Raw genomic sequence first — 17,401 nt, forward strand, 5'->3', positions numbered from 1 at the left:
CGCGCCGGCTTTACGGTCCGGGCGTCACCCACGCGGTCGAAATGATCCCTTTGTCGTCGAGTGCGATGCGCCAATGCGTGGCGCCGTTAGCCTGTCTGACGCTATAGACGTCCTCGCCCTGCTCGCCGACACCGAGAAAGCGGATCGACTGGATGTTGCCGAGGTCCGCGAGCGGCTGAAGCCACTGCATCTGCTTGCGGGTGGCCGCCGCCAGCGCCGGGCTCATCTCGTTGTAGTCGGGATTCCCCGATGCGATCCCATCGATCAGGCGATGAAGCGCCGCCTCGGTTCCGGGACTGGGCGCCTGGTTCTTGACGCGCTCCGCGGTCTGATCGGCGATCTTCGTGGCCGTCGCGGCGTCGATACGCACCATCGGAATATCGCTGCCATTCTGATGCAGAACCAGCGAGGTGGCGCGTCCGTCCGGTCCGACCACGAAGCTGACCTGCGCATCGACAATCCTGGCGAAGAATTCGGTTGCGCTCTCCGCAAAGAACCGCACCGGGCGCTGTCCGGTGAGCTGCATCACCAGATGCTGTCCATCGGGCGTCACCGTGAACACGGCGCGGTCGTTGAGCCGGTAGAAGCCGGCATAATGATCGAGCACGGCTGGGTCGACGGCGATCTCCTGCCGCGCTGCGATTGGTGGTGATTCCACAGCGGGCCCTGCAGCCTGGCCCAACGTGTTTGGCGGCCCGGCGAACTGGATCCGCGTCGCCAGCGTGTTCCAGTCTCGCTGGCCGAACAGCCTGGCGATCAGCTCCAGGCTGTCGCTGTGGGTGAGGGGGATCGATTTGGCGCCGAGCGCATCGCGCAGCGTTTGCGCCATGGCCTTGGCATCACGGAAGTCGCGCATGGAGTGGTCCTCTGCATCGACGAACGGAAAGCGTCAGGGGCTTGCGTTGCTGACCCGTTCGCGCGGGCAAAGGAAGCCTGAAACCGGCTTGATACATTCACCGTCCCCGGGCGGGGTGCAAGCGGCGGGTAGTATCGACCCGGGTCGAATGTTCGCCGCAGACCCGCAATTTGTCAATTGCAACAGCCCGTGATCGCCTGCGTCCTCTCGACATCCTGCTGCCAATTCGGCAACCATGGCTGATATCGCCAGCCGGGAGGACGTCGTCACATGAGCAAGCCGATCAAGACCGAAGCCGAACTCATCGCGATGGCGCGGGCCGAGCTGAAGGTGCATGCCGACTGCCCCGACGGCATCGACATTTCGGTGCTGCGCGACGGCGACAGCTGGGAATTCCGCGCCAGCGCCAATGAGGCCACGGTGGCGAGGCCCGGCTATCCCGAATGCGTCGCGATGCTGGTGCAGATCGGCGACCACCTCAGCAAGCAGTTTGATGTGAAGGGATCGGCATGATCCGGAAAAGTGCGAAGCGGTTTTCCGGTGCGACAAACGTACAGCGTTTGCGCACAGATCATGCTCAAACAATGAGCTAACGCGCGATGACAATTCGACTCAATCTCAACGTGCTTTAGCGGCTGCGGCGAAGGAGGATCGATGGACCGCATCGACGCCATGAAGGTCTTCGTCGCGGCGGTCGACGAGGGCAGCCTTGCCGGCGCGGGCCGGAAACTGCGGCGATCGCCGGCGGCGGTCAGCCGGGCGATCGCGTTTCTCGAGCATCACGTCGGCGCCGAGCTGCTTCATCGCACCACGCGGTCGCTGAAGCTGAGCGATGCCGGCGAGCGTTATGCATCGGCGTGCCGGCGCATCCTCACCGAGCTCGAGGAGGCCGAGATCTCGGCCGGCAGTGAGCGGGCCGCGCCGCGCGGCACACTCACCATCACCGCGCCCATTGTCGTCGGCGAGGATGTGCTACGGCCGGTGCTCGACGCGTTCATGACGGAATATCCGGCGGTGTCGGTGCGGCTCGTGATGCTTGATCGCACTGTCAATCTGATCGACGAGGGCATCGACGTTGCGCTGCGCATCGCCCATCTCGCCGATTCCAGTTTCGTCGCGATCAAGGTCGGCGAGGTGCGCCGCGTGGTCGCGGCATCGCCGGGCTATCTCGCGCAGCATCCGTTGATTGGCGAGCCGGCCGATCTGGCGAAACAGCAGATCATCGCGATGACGCATTTCGGGCTGGACTCCTGGAGCTTTCCGCCGGCCGCCAAGTCGAAGATCGCGCGCGCGGTCCAGTTCACCCCGCGGCTGGTCGTCAATACGGTGCGGGCAGCAGTTGCCTCGGCCAGCGAGGGGCATGGCGTCACCCGGCTGTTCTCGTATCATATCGCCGAGGAAATCCGCGACCGACGGCTGCACATCCTGCTCGCCGGCGACGAGCCTCCACCGTTGCCGGTGCACCTGCTGGCCCCGCAGGGCCGCTTCGACGTGCCGAAGGTGCGCGCCTTCGTCGATTTCGCGACGCCGCGGCTGAGACGCTACTTCGAGCGGCTCTCCCGCGAGGCCAGCCAGGCCGATGCCAGTCGTTCGCGGCGCGGAAGGGTGTCTGCCGAATAGCGGGCATTCGCACGGGATGCGGATGTATCTAGGTTCCCCTCCATCGAAGCGGCGCTGGGTCGCTTCAGCAACGGATGGAGAGAAATCATGGGTGCAGAGCAGAAGGTTGCCATCATCACCGGTGCGTCGCAGGGCCTCGGCGAGGCGATCCTGAAGGGTTATCGCGACCGCAACTGGCGCGTCGTCGCCAACTCCCGCAACATCAAGCCGTCGACGGATCCGGATGTTCTGACTGTAGCGGGCGACATCGGCGATCCCGAGGTTGCCGAGCGCACCGTCAAGCAGGCGCTCGGGCATTTCGGCCGGATCGACACGCTGGTCAACAACGCCGGCATCTTCGTCGCCAAGCCGTTCACCGATCATACCGACCAGGACTATGCGGCGGTGCTGGCGACCAACCTCAACGGCTTCTTCTACATCACCCGCCGCGTCGCCAAGGAAATGGTGAAGCAGGGATCCGGGCACATCGTGCAGATCACGACCAGCCTGGTCGATCACGCCAACAGCAATGTGCCCTCGGTGCTGGCGTCGCTGACCAAGGGTGGTCTCGCCGCCGCGACCAAGTCGCTCGCGATCGAATACGCCGCCAAGGGTATCCGCGTGAATGCTGTTGCGCCCGGCGTGATCAAGACCCCGATGCACGCGCCCGAGACGCACGACTATCTCGCCAAGCTGCATCCGGTCGGCCGAATGGGCGAGATGAAGGACATCGCCGACGCCGTGCTGTTCCTGGAAGGCGCGGGCTTCGTCACCGGCGAGATCCTGCACGTCGATGGCGGCCAGAGCGCCGGCCACTGAAGCACCACCAGGAGCGTGTCATGCCTATCGTCACTATCCAGGTCACGCGTGAAGGGACGACGCCAGGGGCGTCGTCGACCACGCCGGAGCAGAAGGCGGCCCTGATCAAGGGCAGCAGCGAACTGCTCCGCGACGTGCTCGGCAAGCCCATGGAATCGACCTTCGTCGTCATCGAGGAAGTCGACACCGACAATTGGGGCTGGGGCGGACTGCCCGCGCTGGAATATCGGAAGAAACGGGCCGCTGCAGCGGCTTCCCGCTGACGGCTTTGGGCCGATCGAACGACCACCTCTCCCAACCGGGAGAGGTGAGGTGTGATCGCGGCGAGCGATTGCTGCAATCGGAACTAATCATTTTTCACGAACGGTCGGAAGGCCTATTGCCATGTCTATGTCAGCCAATGTCGATCACCACAGGCACCACCGCGTTGAGCCGCATCGCGATGCCGGCAAGCCGTTGTGGGTTTCCGCGGCAGCGGGCTTGTGTGCCTCGCTGGTCGGGCTTGGGCTGGCGCGCTTCGCCTATACGCCGCTGATCCCGGCGCTCATCGCAGCGAAGTGGTTCACGCCGGCGGAAGCGGTCTATCTCGGCGCCGCCAACCTCGCCGGTTATCTCGCCGGCGCGTTGATCGCGCGCGACCTCGGCGCGCGGATCGGCTCGGTGTGGGCGTTGCGCGGCATGATGGTGCTGGCGGCGATCAGCTGCTTTGCCTGCGCAGTGCCGATCTCCTTCGTCTGGTTCTTCGGCTTCCGCTTCCTCGCCGGAATCAGCGGTGGCGTCATCATGGTGCTGGCGGCGACTGCGATCCTGCCGCACACCGCGCCGAGCAAGCGCGGCCTGATTGGCGGCGTGATCTTCGCCGGCGTTGGCCTCGGCATCGCCGCGTCAGGCACGCTGGTGCCGTTGTTGCTGCAACAGGGCGTCAAGCAGGCCTGGTACGGCCTTGGTGCGCTGTCGGCGGTGTTGACCTTGATCAGCTGGAAGGCGTGGCCGGCGGAAGCGCCCGCCGCGCATGTCGCGGCGGAGCCGCCTGTCGCTATGCATGGTGTGCGCTCGCCGCTGGTGCTCGCGCTGTGCGTGGAATACGGCCTCAACGCGCTGGCGCTGGTGCCGCACATGGTGTTCCTGGTCGATTTCGTCGCCCGTGGACTCGGGCAGGGGATCGCCGCGGGATCGTACTACTGGGTGCTGTATGGCATCGGTGCCGTGGTCGGCCCGCTCTTGACCGGACATCTCGCCGATCGCGCCGGTTTCGCTGCGGCGCTGCGCGCGGCGTTCCTGATCGAGGCCGTTGCGGTCGCGCTGCCCGCCGTGACCACATCGCCCGCCGCGCTGATCGTGTCGAGCCTCATCGTCGGCGGCTTCACGCCCGGCATCGTGCCGCTGGTGATCGGCCGCATCCACGAGCTGATCCCGCATTCGGCCGCGAGCCAGCGCTCCGCCTGGGCGCAGGCCACCACGACCTTCGCGCTGTTCCAGGCGGCGGGCGCCTACGGCCTGTCCTATCTGTTCGCGCAGAGCGGCGGCAACTATGCGCTGCTGTTCGTGATCGGCGCGGCCGGCGTGGCCGCAGCGCTCGCGATCGAACTGGTCAGCGTCCTCGTGCTCGGGCGCAAGCCGAGCTAACCGCGCAACGCGTTCGTCAAGCCTTCGACGAGGCGGTCGACATCCGCCTCGTCGTTGTAGACGTGCGGCGATATCCGCATCCGGCCGAGCCGCAGTGCGACATGGATATTCTCGGCGGCGAGCCGCGCGATCAGCTCCTTCGGGATGCCGCCCACCATGCCGAGGCTCAGGATGTGCGGCGCGCGCACGCCGCGCGCCAGCACGTCGAGCCCGAGGTCACGTACACCATCGGCGATCCGCTGTGTCAGCATCGCGAGCCGCTCGCTGACGGCGCCGGCGCCCCATTCGGCCATCATCTCCATGCCGATCGACGCCATCTCCAGCGTGATGAAATGATCGCGCTCGCCCATGTCGTAGCGGCGGGCATTGTCGACATAGCCGAGATCGCCGAAATAGACCGCGTTCTCGGAGTTGACGTTGCGGCGGCCGGCGGAGGTCTGCTCCAGCGGCACGCCGTTCTGGTGACGCTTTGCGATGTAGAGGAAGGCGCGGCCGTAAGGGCCGATCAGCCATTTGTAGGTCGGGAAGATCACCGCATCCGGATCGAGCTTCGTCACGTCCATCGCCACGACGCCGGCGCTCTGCGTCGCGTCGATCGCGAACATCGCACCCTGTCGGCGCAGCGCGGTCTGCACCCTGTCGACGTCGATTATGCCCCCGTCCGACCAGTGCACCGACGAGATCGAGGCGAGGCCCACCGGCGGTGCGGCGGAGCGCTCGATCGTTGCGAGCACCGCCGATGTCCAGTCGCCGTCGGCTGGCTGCGGCACGGTGTCGATGACGAACCCTTGCGCTTCTGCGCGGGCATGCCATTCGAGGACCGGCGAGGAGTGATCATTTTCCAGCACGACGACGCGGGTGCCGCGCGGAATGGTCAACGCTTTCGCGATCGTCGCGACGCCGTAGCTGATCGCTGGGATCAGCGCGACGTCACCCGGATCGGCGTTGATGAGGCGAGCGGCTGCGGTGCGGGCGCGCTCATGCTGGCGGCCGGCGAAACCGGGGTCGATCGTCCAGGGCTGGCCCTTGCGCCCGACGGCCACGCGGCCAGCCTCCAGCGTCTTCAGCGGCAGCGGGCTGTAGGACGCCGAATTCAGGTAGCAGACCTCGCGTGGGATCTCGAACAGATGGCGCTGGGAAGGAAGCATGTCGTCTCGTTGCTGGAATTTGCGTTGATGGCGTGTCGCGGAGATGCGGGCGCTCAACCGTCGTATTGGTCCGGCCCCATCGCCCACGGCGCTTGGTCGTAGCCGTTGGCGAAGGTGCGGTTGGTCTGATCAGGATTGCGGTTGACCAGCGGCCGCAGATACATCGGATGGGTGGCGCTGCGCACCTCGTGCTCGACGGTGAACAGATGCCGGCCATCGGCGGGATCGACGATGTCGCAGAAGCGGTACTGGTACTGATTGTCCTCGCGCGAGACCAGATTGCGCTCGCGCAGCCGCTTGTAGGGGCCCGAGAAGTCCGTGATGTAGATCTGCACGTGATGGCCGTCGAACTCGCCTTGCGGCTGGTCGGTCTCGCGGAATTGCAGATATTGGTCCTTGCCGACCTTTGCCCGTGCCACGACACCGTCGCCATTCACGACGGTGGCGGGAATGCCCATGATTTCGGGATAGAACCGGCTGATCGCTTGAGCCGTGCCGCGCGGCACGTCGAATTCGACATAGGGCATGCCGAGCGCGATGCGCCCGAACCGCTCGGCGTCCGGTTCAAAGCAGCGCAGGCGGTTGCCCCAGGGGCAAATGGCCTCGACGTGATCGTTGTGTTCGCGATAGCCGAACGCGGTGCCTTCCAGCTTGGGCGCGACCGCGGCGAGCCGCGCGAGCAGCGCCTGCCGTCCGGCGATCACGATTGCGGTGTGGCCGCGCAGCACCTGTGGCCGGCCGCTCGGCAGATGAAACTGGCTGCGGCCGGCATTCACCCACATGTTGCTGTCGGAGACCATCAGATAGGGATCGCGGGTCAGCCCGATTCCGGCGACATAGAACAGCGTGGCGAGGCGCTGGTCCGGCACCTGCACGTTGACATGCTCGAGATGGATGGCGTTGCCGAGATCTTCTGCGGCGCGATCGAATGGCTGCTGCACGGCGCGGCTCCCTGGATGCGGTGCCGCGCATGATAATGCAACGGCACGGCCGATCCAGCCGACAGGCCATGAATGTTTCGCAGGGCGCTACCCCCCGTAACTCTGCACCAGGCTGCCGGCGACCAGCGCCCAGCCGTCGACCAGGACGAAGAAGATCAGCTTGAACGGCAGCGACACCACGACCGGCGGCAGCATCATCATGCCCATCGACATCAGCACCGAGGCGACCACGAGGTCGATGATCAGGAACGGCAGGAACAGCAGGAAGCCGATCTCGAAGGCACGCTTCAGCTCTGAGATCATGAAGGCCGGCACCAGGATGCGCAGCGACATCTCGTCGGGCGTCGCCGGCGGCGGCTCGCCGGAGAGGTCCATGAACAACTTCAGATCCTTCTCGCGGACGTTCTTCTGCATGAAGCCGCGCAGCGGCACCGAGGCGCGCTGCAGCGCTTCCTCGACGCCGATCTGGTTGGCGACCAGCGGCTTGATGCCGTCGTCATAGGATTTCTGCAGCACCGGCCCCATCACGAACGCGGTGAGGAACATCGCGAGCGCGATCATCACCGAGTTCGGCGGCGCGGTGGCGGTGCCGAGCGCGGTGCGCAGCAGCGAGAGCACCACCACGATGCGCGTGAACGACGTCATCATGACCAGGATCGACGGCGCGATCGACAGCACCGTGAGCAGCGCGATCAGCTGGATCGCGCGCTCGGTCACGCCGCCATTGCCGCCGCCGAGGTTGATGCTGATATCCTGCGCCATCGCCGGATCGGCAAAGGATCCGGCGGCGATCAGGACAGCGATGAAAAAAACTCTACGCGGGACGGCCCCGAACCTCACGAAGGGTTCTTCGGTCGGCCGAGCAGCGATGCCATCTCGTCCTCTAGGTTCTCGAACCCGCTCTTCTGTCCGCCGGCCGGTGGGGCGGGTGGCTCGCTGCGCGGGGCACGCACCGGCGGCGCCTCGGGTGCAACCGGCGGGGCGACGGTCTCGCCGGCACCGGTCGGGCGCCGCAGGGCTGCCTCGAGCCGCTGCGCCATCTCGGCGAGATTGGCATCGGCGTTCGATGCGGGCGGGGCGGCCACTGGCGCCTGCGTTGCGATCGGCGGCGGAGCCGGGGGAGGCGGTGGCGGCGGGGTCACGGCGCGCTCGGGCGCACGCAGCGGCGGTGGCGCCTTCGGCGGTTCGGCAGCGCGCGGCGCACGGGGGATGGCAGGCTCGGAGCGCGGCGGCAGGCGCGGCGGCATTGGATCAGGCCGCGGCTCGCCCCGCTCGGCTGTGAAGCCCGCGAGCGGATCATTGCGGCGCTCGGCGATCGGCGGCGGGGGCCGCCGCAGCTCGTCGGCAAAGGAGGGGCGCACCGGACGCGGCGGCAGCTCGGGCTCGGGAAGATCGAAATTGTCGGCGCGGACGGCCTCGCTCTCGTTCCAGGCAGCGTCCGGGAGCGGTGCGGCACGTGGCAGCGCAGCCTCGGGGGCGACCGCGGGCCGGCTCGACATCTGGTCGCGGCCGGGCATGGCGCGCACGATGTTCGGCTCGACGACGATGTCGGTGGGGCCGCCGATCATCAGGAGATGCTCGATATTGTCGCGGCGGACCAGGACCAGCCGGCGGCGGCCGTCGACGGCGGCGGCGTCGATCACCGCCAGGCGCGGCATGCGGCCGCGGTTGGCATTGGCGCCGAGGCGGTTTCCAGCGAAGCGGCGGACGAGCCATGCGGTGACGCCGATCAGCGCCAGCACGACAACGAATGCCAAGACGAAAGTAATGACCTGCATATTGGAGTCCCCGGCCATCTTGGCCTTCCTCAGCTTCCGCCATCAACGAGCGCGGATTGATAGTTGCGGTTTTACGCAGCGAATCGCGCCCGAGATTCGCCTTATTTCTTAATTCCCAGCGGCTTGCAGCCGACTGTTCTATTAATAAACCAAGAATCGCTTGTCCCAAAACGACTTCTCAGCGCCCCACGCTGTCTCGGTTTGTGCTGGTTAACGCAGCATTCGTGGCGAAAATGCGCTCGGAGGCGGCTATTGCGGCATTCTCCACGGATCGGTCCGGCATTTTAACCACCCGTTAACCATACACCGGGCAAATTCTGCCTACCTCGGGAGGACCCAGAGGTTAACGGAGCCGCGGCGATGGCCATGAACGATCTCCCGATCCTGTCGGCGTTGCGCACCAAGATGCAGTGGCACCAGGAGCGCCAGCGGGTGCTCGCCGAGAACATTTCCAATTCAGACACGCCGAACTTCCGGCCGCGCGACCTGGTCGAGCCGAAGTTCGACAAGGGTGGCGCGGCGGTCGGCGGTGGGGTGGGGACGCTGCCGATGATGCAGACCAGCGCCACCCACATGGCAGCCTCCGGCGCGCCCGACACGTTCGACAATGATCGCGGCAAGAGCGGGTTCCAGACCCGCCCGGCCGGCAATGCGGTCAATCTCGAGGAGCAGATGCTGAAAGTGTCGGCCAACCAGATGGACTTCGCAGCCGCCACGTCGCTCTACAGCAAAAGCCTGCATTTGCTGAAGACCGCGATCGGCAAGGGCTAGGCCACTTAACGGCGGCAGGAGGATCCCATGGCAGATGGAACGAGTGATTTCGCCCGCTCGATGAGCATTGCGACCTCCGGCCTGCGTGCGCAGGCCGGGCGGATGCGGGTGATCTCGGAAAATATCGCCAACGCCGATTCGACGGCGCAGACTGCAGGCGGCGATCCCTACCGCCGCAAGGTGCCGACGTTCTCCTCCGCGCTCGATCGCTCGCTCGACGCCCAGGTCGTGACGCTCGGCCGGATCCGCCCCGATCAGTCGTCATTCCGCATCAAGCACGAGCCCGGCAATCCGGCGGCGGACGCCTCCGGCAACGTCAAATATCCGAACGTCAATTCGATGGTCGAAATGACCGACATGCGCGACGCCCAGCGCTCCTATGAGGCGAACCTCAACATCATCAGCGCGACGCGGCGGATGATCCAGCGCACGCTCGACATCCTCAAATCCTGACGCAACAAGAACAGGGAACGTAACTCATGGCTACCCCGACAGTCGCCGCCAACGCCTATGCCAGCCTCGCGAGGATGATGGAGCGCGGCGGCGCCGAGAAGGCCGGCACGCAGGCGGTCGCCGGCCCGTCCTTCAGCGCGCTGCTCAAGGACTCGGTCGGCAGCGTGCTGGAAGCGGGCAAGAAGTCCGACGCGCAGACCATGGCGATGGCCTCGGGCAAGGCGAACGTGATGGACGTGGTGACGGCGGTCGCCGACACCGACGTCGCGGTGTCGACGCTGGTCTCGGTCCGCGACCGCGTGATCCAGGCCTACGAAGACATCATGAAGATGCCGATCTGACGTCCGTCAGGACGTCATCCCGGGGCGACGCGCAGCGTCGAGCCCGGGATCTCGAGGTTCCGGGCTCGATGCTTTGCATCGCGCCGGAATGACGGTGCAAACAACTGAAAGCGAGAATCCAAAATGACCGGCCCTGAAACTCTCGACGTGGCGCGCGATGCGATCTGGACGATCGTGATCGTGTCGTCGCCCTTGATGGTGGTCGGCCTCGTGGTCGGCGTCGTGGTGTCGCTGTTCCAGGCGCTGACCCAGATCCAGGAGCAGACGCTGGTCTTCGTACCGAAGATCCTCGCGATCTTCGTCACATTGCTGCTGGCGCTGCCGTTCATGGCGGATTCGCTCAGTAGCCACATGATGCGGATTTCGTCGCGAATCATCGGCGGTTGATGCACTAATGCCGCGGTCATGCGCATCGATGTCTCCCTGCTGCCGGCGCTGGCCGCAATCTTCGTGCTGGTCTTCGCGCGCGTGGGCGCCATGGTGATGCTGCTGCCTGGTTTCGGCGAGAGCAACATCCCGGCGCGGGTCAAGCTGTCGATCGCGCTGCTCTTGACGCTGATCATCCTGCCTTTGCATCGCAACGCCTATCACGTCGACCTGACGTCGATCTCCTCGCTTGGTGTCCTGATGGTGCATGAGCTCATCATCGGTATCGTGCTCGGCGCGACCGCACGGGTGACGCTGTCGGCGCTCAACGTCGCGGGCTCCGTGATCGCCCAGCAGCTCGGGCTCGGTTTCGTCACCGCGGTGGACCCGACCCAGGGCCAGCAGGGCCAGATCATCGGCAACTTCCTCACCATTCTCGGCCTGACGCTGCTGTTTGCCACGGACAGCCACTATCTCGTCATCGCGGCGTTGAGCGAGAGCTACCGGATCTTCTCGCCGGGCGAGATCATGCCGACCGGCGACGTCGCTGCGCTTGCGACCAACGCCTTCTCGGCCGCCTTCAAGATCGGCCTGCAATTGTCGGCGCCGTTCCTGGTGTTCGGGCTCGTCTTCAACATCGGGCTCGGCGTGCTGGCGCGGCTGATGCCGCAGATGCAGGTCTACTTCGTCGGCGTGCCGCTCTCGATCATGGTCGGCTTCCTGATCTTCGCCGTGGTGCTCGCGGCGATGATGAGCACCTATTTCGACTACTTCAACGGCGTCATGCGCCAACTCGCTCCAATGAACTAGGGGAGAAGAGATGGCCGACGATACCGAAGACAAAACAGAAGACCCTACGCAAAAACGTCTCGACGAAGCCCTTGAGAAAGGCGACGTCGTCAAGAGCCAGGAGGTCAACACCTGGTTCATCATCGCCGGCGCCACGCTGGTGCTGTCGACCTTCTCGGGCTCGATCGGCGGCGGCATCTTGATGCCGCTGCGCAATTTGATCGCCAATTCATGGATGATCCGCACCGACGGTGCCGGCCTGCTGCAACTGACCCAGACGCTCGGCTACGCCGTGGTCGCGGCGATCGGCGTGCCGTTCCTGATGCTCGCGCTGGCCGCGGTCGCCGGCAACATGATCCAGCACCAGCTGGTGTGGTCGGGCGAGCAGCTCAAGCCGAAATTCTCCAAGATCTCGCCGGCCGCCGGCTTCAAGCGGCTGTTCGGCAAGCAGGCGGTGGCGAACTTCCTGAAGGGCCTGTTCAAGCTGATCGCGCTCGGCGTCGTCATGGTCATGGTGTTGTGGCCGGATCGGATGCGGATGGAATCGTTCCTGCGGATCGATCCGGCCGAACTGCTGCCCGCCATCACCGGCATGACGGTGCACCTGCTGGCGGCGGTGGTCGCGATCCTCGCCGCAGTTGCGATCGCCGACTACTTCTTCCAGTACCGGACCTGGTACGAGCGTCACAAGATGTCGCTGCAGGAGATGAAGGAGGAGTTCAAGCAGTCGGAAGGCGACCCGCACGTCAAGGGCAGGATCAAGCAGTTGCGGGTGCAGCGCGCCAAGAAGCGCATGATGGCCCAGGTTCCGAAGGCCTCGGTGATCATCACCAACCCGACCCACTATTCGGTCGCGCTGGCCTACGACCGCAGCATGTCGGCCCCGATCTGCGTCGCCAAGGGCGTCGACGTCCTCGCCTTCAAGATCAGGGAGATCGCCAAGGAGCACGACATCCCGATCGTGGAGAACGTGCCTCTGGCCCGGGCGCTCTATGCCACCGTCGACATCGACAAGGAAATCCCGGTCGAGCACTATCACGCGGTTGCCGAAATCATCGGTTACGTGATGCGGCTGAGGCGCGGCCTGTCCGGCCTGCGGCAGTAAGGGGCGGAAAACCGCTTGAAATGCGCGTAACTTGCGAAATTGCCGCCCGGTGGACTTGCGTTTTCGGGTCCGATTCAGGCACTCAGGGGCAAGGTGGCCGGCCGGTCGCCTTCGTGATGCAGACGAGCCATGTCTCTCCAGATGACCGCCGATAGCAACGATCCTCCCGTGACCGAGCCGTTCGTGGCTCACGGGCCAGCCCGGCGGAGCGGCAGCATCCTCTTGGTGGTGCTGATCGCGATCGGCATCGTCGCGGTGGCGGTCTGGCTCATGACCATCGGCCGTACCCAGGCACAGCCCTATATCCTCGGCGTGCTGGCCCTGCTTGCCACCGCCGGACTGTTCAACCTGTTCGCCCTGGCCGCAGGCATCATCCGCTTCTCCGACCGCGCCACCGACGACCCGGTGATGGCGCGGATCGCCGACCAGGCCCAGGAAGGGCTCGTCGTCACCGACGCCCGCGGCCACGTGGTCTATTCCAACGCCGCCTATCTGACGTTGACCGGTGCGGCCGGTCCGCAGGACGTTCGTCCGGTCGAGCGCGTCTTCATCGGCAACCCCGATGTCTCCGAAGCGGTGTTCCGCCTCTTGAAGGCCGCGCGCGAGGGCAAGCGGCAGCAGGAGGAGGTCCGCGTCGCCGGGCATGAGGCCGGGCAGGGTAGTGGACAAGGCCGCTGGCTGCGGCTGCGGGTCCGCCCGCTCGGCGAAGGCAAGCGCGACGCCAAATATGCGGTGTGGTCGATCGCCGACATCACCCGCGACCGCGAGCGCCAGGAGGATGTGTTCCAGGAGCTGCGGCACGCGATCGAATATCTCGATCATGCGCCGTGCGGCTTCTTCTCGGTCAATCCGGCCGGCGAGATCGCCTATGTCAACGCCACGTTGGCGAATTGGCTGGACTACGATCTGGCCGAGATCGGCTCAGGCGGCCTCAAGCTGACCGACATCGTGTCGGGCGACGGCGCGGCATTGCTGACCTCGATCGCGGCCGTGCCGGGCGAGGTCAAGACCGAGGTGTTCGACATCGACCTGCGGATGCGCGGCGGCAAGACCGTGCCGGTGCGGCTCTATCACAAGCTCGCCTTCGGCGCCGACGGCGCGGCGGGCGCCTCGCGCACGCTGGTGATCAGCCGCGCCCGCGACGAGCATTCCGATCCGGAGCGCGCCGCCGAGGTGCGCTTCATGCGCTTCTTCGACCATACGCCGATGGCGATCGCGACCGTCGACCGCGGCGGCAACGTGGTCGGCGCCAATGCGCGCTATGCCAAGCTGGCGCAGGGGCTGAACGGCGACGGCGGCGCGGCCAAGTCGATCTTCCGCGCGGTCAACCCGCGCGACCGTGGCCTGTTGATCGCCGCGATCAACCAGGCTGCCGAAGGGCAGGGCGATATCGCGCCGGTCGAGGTGATGCTCGACGGGCCCAAGGAGCGCTTCGCGCAGTTCTTCGTCACGACCGTGGAGAAGGACGAGCGCGACGCCGAGACCGCGATCGTCTACATGCTCGAGACCACCGAGCGGCGCGCACTGGAAAACCAGATCAACCAGTCGCAGAAGATGGAGATGGTCGGCCAGCTCGCCGGCGGCATCGCGCACGACTTCAACAACGTGCTGTCGGCCATCATGATGGCCAACGACTTCCTGCTGAACGCGCACAAGCCGACCGACCCGTCGTTCCAGGACATCATGCAGATCAAGCAGAACGCCACCCGCGCCGCGACGCTGGTGCGACAGCTGCTGGCGTTCTCGCGCCGCCAGACGCTGCGGCCGCAGGTGCTCGATCTCGGCGATGCTTTGTCCGATCTCACCATGCTGCTGCGCCGGCTGATCGGCGAGAAGGTCAAGCTCGATCTCGTGCATGGCCGAGATCTGTGGCCGGTGAAGGTCGACGTCTCGCAATTCGAGCAGGTGGTGGTCAATCTCGCGGTCAACGCGCGCGATGCGATGCCCGACGGCGGCAAGCTGATCATCCGCACCGCCAACGTGCCGACCGAGGAAACCGTCCAACTCGCCAACAAGGGCATGCCGGCAGCGGACTATGTCAAGATCGAGATCGCGGACACCGGCACCGGCATTCCGCACGAGATCATCGACAAGATCTTCGAGCCGTTCTTCTCGACCAAGGAAGTCGGCAAGGGCACCGGCCTCGGCCTGTCCACGGTGTACGGCATCGTCAAGCAGACCGGCGGCTTCATCTATGTCGATTCCGTGCCGGGCGGCGGCACCACGTTCCGGATCTATCTGCCCCGGCATCGCCAGGAGCAGGAGGTCGCACCGGAGGTGCAAGTCGGCAACGGCGCGGCAAAGGAAGCCGTCGCCGCGGAAGCCGCCAATCCGAAACCCGACCTCACCGGGCAGGGCACCATCCTGCTGGTCGAGGACGAGGACGGCCTGCGCGCGCTGAATGCGCGCGGTCTCCGCTCGCGCGGCTACAGCGTGATCGAGGCGGCCAACGGCGTCGAGGCGCTGGAGGCATTCGAGGAGAAGAACGGCGCCGTCGATCTCGTCGTCTCCGACGTCGTGATGCCGGAGATGGACGGGCCGACGCTGCTGAAGGAGATGCGCAGCCGCAATGCGGAGCTGAAGATCATCTTCGTCTCCGGCTATGCCGAGGATGCGTTCGAGAAGAGCCTGCCGGAAAACCAGCAATTCGCGTTCCTGCCGAAGCCGTTCACGCTGACGCAACTGGTCGCCGCGGTGAAGGAAACCATGACGGCGAACTAGGTGGTTGCCGCCGCAACTGCCTTCGTTTCTCGCAAGTGCGAGGTGAAATTCCGATGCAACTGCGATTGAAACCGGGTCGCATCTCGCGCTAGGACGCGTTGTCGCGGCCACAAGGCCCATAGTGTCACATCGCCGCGACCGAGGGCCGCAGCCGCGGTTCCCGTTTCCCGCTTCACTTTTGTCAAGCCCTGCCCATCTTAGGGGCGCGTTTCCCCATGCCGGGGAATCCTTTGAGGAAACCAACATGAATTTCTCGCAACGCACGCGTGGAATTGTTCGGGCGATCGCCGTCGCGATGGCGCTGGCGCTGCCTGTGATGATGACCGTCTCGGCGGCCGACGCCCGCGTCGGCGGTGGCGGCTCGCGCGGCTCGCGGACATTCTCCGCGCCGCCCTCGACCAGCACCGCGCCGGGCTCGGTTGCGCCGATGAACCGCACCTTCAGCCAGCCTGGTAGCCCGGGGATGAACTCGACGGCGGCCGCGAACTCCGGCGGCTTGCTCGGCCGTGGCGGAATGGGGCGCGGCCTGCTCGGCGGCCTGGCCGCGGGTTTCCTCGGGGCTGGCCTGTTTGGCATGCTGTTCGGCGGCGGCTTGTTCTCGGGTCTCGGCGGCCTGTCGTCGATGCTCGGCCTGCTTCTGCAGATCGGTCTGATCGTGCTCGTGGTCCGGCTCGCGATGTCGTGGTGGCAGCGGCGCAATACGCCGGCCGCCGCTTACGCGGGCGGACCCGACGTCGGCCCCGGTCCGCAGGCGAACGCCCGCTCGGGTTTCGGCTTTGGCCTCGGCGGCGGGTCGAACGCGCCGGTCGAGATCGCGCCTGCCGACTATGAGACGTTCGAGCGGCTGCTCGGCGACATCCAGACCGCGTGGTCGAACGAGGACATTGCGAAGCTGCACACGCTCGCGACTCCGGAAATGGTGTCGTACTTCTCGAAGGACCTCGAGGGGAACAAGCTACGCAACGTCACCAACAAGGTGACCAATGTGAAGCTCTTGCAGGGCGATCTGGCGGAAGCCTGGCGGGAAGGCGACAGCGAATATGCGACGGTCGCGATGCGCTACGCCTTGGTCGACACGATGCTGGAACGCGGCACCGGTCGCCAGGTCAGCGGCGGGCAGCCGGAGGAGGTCACCGAGGTCTGGACCTTCGTGCGCCAGCGCGGCGGCAACTGGGAGCTTTCGGCGATCCAGCAGACCAACTGATCGACGTCCTGATATGACAATCACAAGGCGCCGCGGCATCGTCCGCGGCGCTTTTGCTTTGTACGTTTCATTGAAGTGTCGCGGCACCGGAATATCCGGACCGGGCACGGGTTGATGTCAGCGGACCATAACAATCATCGGGAGGATGGAATGAAGGTTGCTCAAATCGCGGTTCCCGCCTGTCTTGCGTTCGTCGTCATGGCTGCAGCGCCGGCCAGCGCGCAGACCGCCGAGACCGGCTTCTTCGTGACCAGCAACGGCATCGGCAATGGCGGCAATCTCGGCGGACTCGCCGGCGCCGACAATCATTGCCAGACCCTGGCGCAAGCCGCGGGCTTCGGTGCGCCGAAGACGTGGCGCGCCTATCTCTCGACCCAGGCTGCCGATGGAAACCCCGCGGTCAATGCGCGCGACCGCATCGGCAAGGGGCCGTGGAAGAACGTGAAGGGCGTCGTGGTCGCCAAGGACGTCGCCGACCTGCACAGCGCCGACAATAATCTCACGAAGCAGACCGCCTTGTCCGAGAAGGGCGAGGTCATCAACGGTGCCGGCGACACGCCGAACCGTCACGACGTGCTGACGGGATCGCAGGCGGACGGGACTGCGTTTGCGACCGGCGAGGATCGCACCTGCAAGAACTGGACGAGCAGCACGCAAGGTTCCGCCATGGTCGGGCATTTCGACCGCAAGGGCCTGCGCGAGGACGAGCCGTCAAAATCCTGGAACACGTCGCATCCCTCGCGCGGTCCCGACGGCGGCTGCTCGCAGGCCGACCTGAAGAGCACCGGCGGCGACGGCCTGCTGTACTGCTTCGCAGCGAATTGAGGGGACGACGGTAGCGGCCATTCAATCCGTCATTTGGAGGAACGATAGCGACGAAGCAA

19 protein-coding genes are annotated in these 17,401 nt (G+C 65.7%); 14 read left to right on the forward strand and 5 right to left on the reverse strand.

Annotated features, from left to right (window positions below):
- Positions 1-10: 10 nt before the first annotated feature.
- Positions 11-856 (reverse strand): glyoxalase superfamily protein, encoded by an 846-nt coding sequence (locus ACTUWL_RS28530; protein WP_021077950.1) that lies wholly within the window; start codon positions 854-856, stop codon positions 11-13.
- A 270-nt stretch (positions 857-1,126) separates the two neighbouring features.
- Between ACTUWL_RS28530 and ACTUWL_RS28535 the strand changes: the two genes are divergently transcribed.
- The 5 genes from ACTUWL_RS28535 to ACTUWL_RS28555 all read left to right on the forward strand — a co-directional run bounded on the left by ACTUWL_RS28535 (position 1,127) and on the right by ACTUWL_RS28555 (position 4,900).
- Positions 1,127-1,369, forward strand: a complete 243-nt coding sequence (locus tag ACTUWL_RS28535; protein ID WP_021077949.1) for a hypothetical protein — start codon at positions 1,127-1,129, stop codon at positions 1,367-1,369.
- A 141-nt stretch (positions 1,370-1,510) separates the two neighbouring features.
- Positions 1,511-2,476, forward strand: coding sequence for a LysR family transcriptional regulator (locus ACTUWL_RS28540; RefSeq protein WP_021077948.1), 966 nt, complete (start codon positions 1,511-1,513; stop codon positions 2,474-2,476).
- Positions 2,477-2,563: 87 nt separating this feature from the next.
- Positions 2,564-3,274: an SDR family NAD(P)-dependent oxidoreductase gene (locus ACTUWL_RS28545; RefSeq protein ID WP_021077947.1), complete on the forward strand. Its 711-nt coding sequence runs from the start codon at positions 2,564-2,566 to the stop codon at positions 3,272-3,274.
- Positions 3,275-3,294: 20 nt separating this feature from the next.
- Positions 3,295-3,537: a tautomerase family protein gene (locus ACTUWL_RS28550; protein WP_021077946.1), complete on the forward strand. Its 243-nt coding sequence runs from the start codon at positions 3,295-3,297 to the stop codon at positions 3,535-3,537.
- A gap of 121 nt (positions 3,538-3,658) precedes the next feature.
- The gene (locus tag ACTUWL_RS28555) at positions 3,659-4,900 is read left to right on the forward strand and encodes a YbfB/YjiJ family MFS transporter (RefSeq protein ID WP_021077945.1); all 1,242 of its coding nucleotides are present in this window, start codon (positions 3,659-3,661) and stop codon (positions 4,898-4,900) included.
- On the opposite strand, the gene ACTUWL_RS28560 is transcribed toward ACTUWL_RS28555, so the two are convergent.
- The 4 genes from ACTUWL_RS28560 to ACTUWL_RS28575 form a co-directional block, all read right to left on the reverse strand.
- Positions 4,897-6,048 carry an aminotransferase class V-fold PLP-dependent enzyme gene (locus tag ACTUWL_RS28560; RefSeq protein WP_021077944.1) on the reverse strand — a complete coding sequence of 384 codons (1,152 nt, stop codon included), beginning with the start codon at positions 6,046-6,048 and terminating at the stop codon, positions 4,897-4,899. The two genes, ACTUWL_RS28555 and ACTUWL_RS28560, sit on opposite strands and share 4 nt — an antisense overlap.
- Before the next feature lie 53 nt (positions 6,049-6,101).
- Entirely contained in the window at positions 6,102-6,989 is an 888-nt protein-coding gene (locus tag ACTUWL_RS28565; protein ID WP_021077943.1) for an ABC transporter subfamily B, read from the reverse strand.
- An 87-nt stretch (positions 6,990-7,076) separates the two neighbouring features.
- Positions 7,077-7,829, reverse strand: coding sequence for a flagellar type III secretion system pore protein FliP (gene fliP / locus ACTUWL_RS28570; RefSeq protein WP_021077942.1), 753 nt, complete (start codon positions 7,827-7,829; stop codon positions 7,077-7,079).
- Positions 7,826-8,767, reverse strand: coding sequence for a flagellar biosynthetic protein FliO (locus ACTUWL_RS28575; protein ID WP_035650726.1), 942 nt, complete (start codon positions 8,765-8,767; stop codon positions 7,826-7,828). Before ACTUWL_RS28575 ends, fliP begins: the two co-directional genes overlap by 4 nt.
- A 360-nt stretch (positions 8,768-9,127) precedes the next feature.
- On the opposite strand from ACTUWL_RS28575, the gene flgB reads away from it, so the two are divergent.
- From flgB to ACTUWL_RS28620, 9 genes are all read left to right on the forward strand, one after another.
- Positions 9,128-9,538 carry a flagellar basal body rod protein FlgB gene (gene flgB / locus ACTUWL_RS28580; protein WP_021077940.1) on the forward strand — a complete coding sequence of 137 codons (411 nt, stop codon included), beginning with the start codon at positions 9,128-9,130 and terminating at the stop codon, positions 9,536-9,538.
- 27 nt (positions 9,539-9,565) lie between these two features.
- Entirely contained in the window at positions 9,566-9,991 is a 426-nt protein-coding gene (flgC, locus tag ACTUWL_RS28585; protein WP_021077939.1) for a flagellar basal body rod protein FlgC, read from the forward strand.
- A 26-nt stretch (positions 9,992-10,017) separates the two neighbouring features.
- Positions 10,018-10,332 carry a flagellar hook-basal body complex protein FliE gene (fliE, locus tag ACTUWL_RS28590; protein WP_021077938.1) on the forward strand — a complete coding sequence of 105 codons (315 nt, stop codon included), beginning with the start codon at positions 10,018-10,020 and terminating at the stop codon, positions 10,330-10,332.
- A 123-nt stretch (positions 10,333-10,455) separates the two neighbouring features.
- Positions 10,456-10,719, forward strand: a complete 264-nt coding sequence (gene fliQ / locus ACTUWL_RS28595) for a flagellar biosynthesis protein FliQ (RefSeq protein WP_021077937.1) — start codon at positions 10,456-10,458, stop codon at positions 10,717-10,719.
- Positions 10,720-10,737: 18 nt separating this feature from the next.
- Positions 10,738-11,508, forward strand: coding sequence for a flagellar biosynthetic protein FliR (gene fliR / locus ACTUWL_RS28600; protein WP_021077936.1), 771 nt, complete (start codon positions 10,738-10,740; stop codon positions 11,506-11,508).
- 10 nt (positions 11,509-11,518) lie between these two features.
- Complete coding sequence (gene flhB, locus ACTUWL_RS28605; protein WP_021077935.1) at positions 11,519-12,592, forward strand: flagellar biosynthesis protein FlhB; 1,074 nt, start codon at positions 11,519-11,521, stop codon at positions 12,590-12,592.
- 141 nt (positions 12,593-12,733) lie between these two features.
- Positions 12,734-15,313 (forward strand): cell cycle histidine kinase CckA, encoded by a 2,580-nt coding sequence (cckA, locus tag ACTUWL_RS28610; RefSeq protein WP_021077934.1) that lies wholly within the window; start codon positions 12,734-12,736, stop codon positions 15,311-15,313.
- Positions 15,314-15,557: 244 nt separating this feature from the next.
- Positions 15,558-16,517: a TIM44-like domain-containing protein gene (locus tag ACTUWL_RS28615; RefSeq protein WP_021077933.1), complete on the forward strand. Its 960-nt coding sequence runs from the start codon at positions 15,558-15,560 to the stop codon at positions 16,515-16,517.
- A 150-nt stretch (positions 16,518-16,667) separates the two neighbouring features.
- Positions 16,668-17,342: a 50S ribosomal protein L24 gene (locus ACTUWL_RS28620; protein WP_021077932.1), complete on the forward strand. Its 675-nt coding sequence runs from the start codon at positions 16,668-16,670 to the stop codon at positions 17,340-17,342.
- The last annotated feature ends 59 nt before the right edge of the window (positions 17,343-17,401 follow it).

The sequence above is a fragment of the Bradyrhizobium sp. WCU1 genome, from assembly GCF_053474805.1.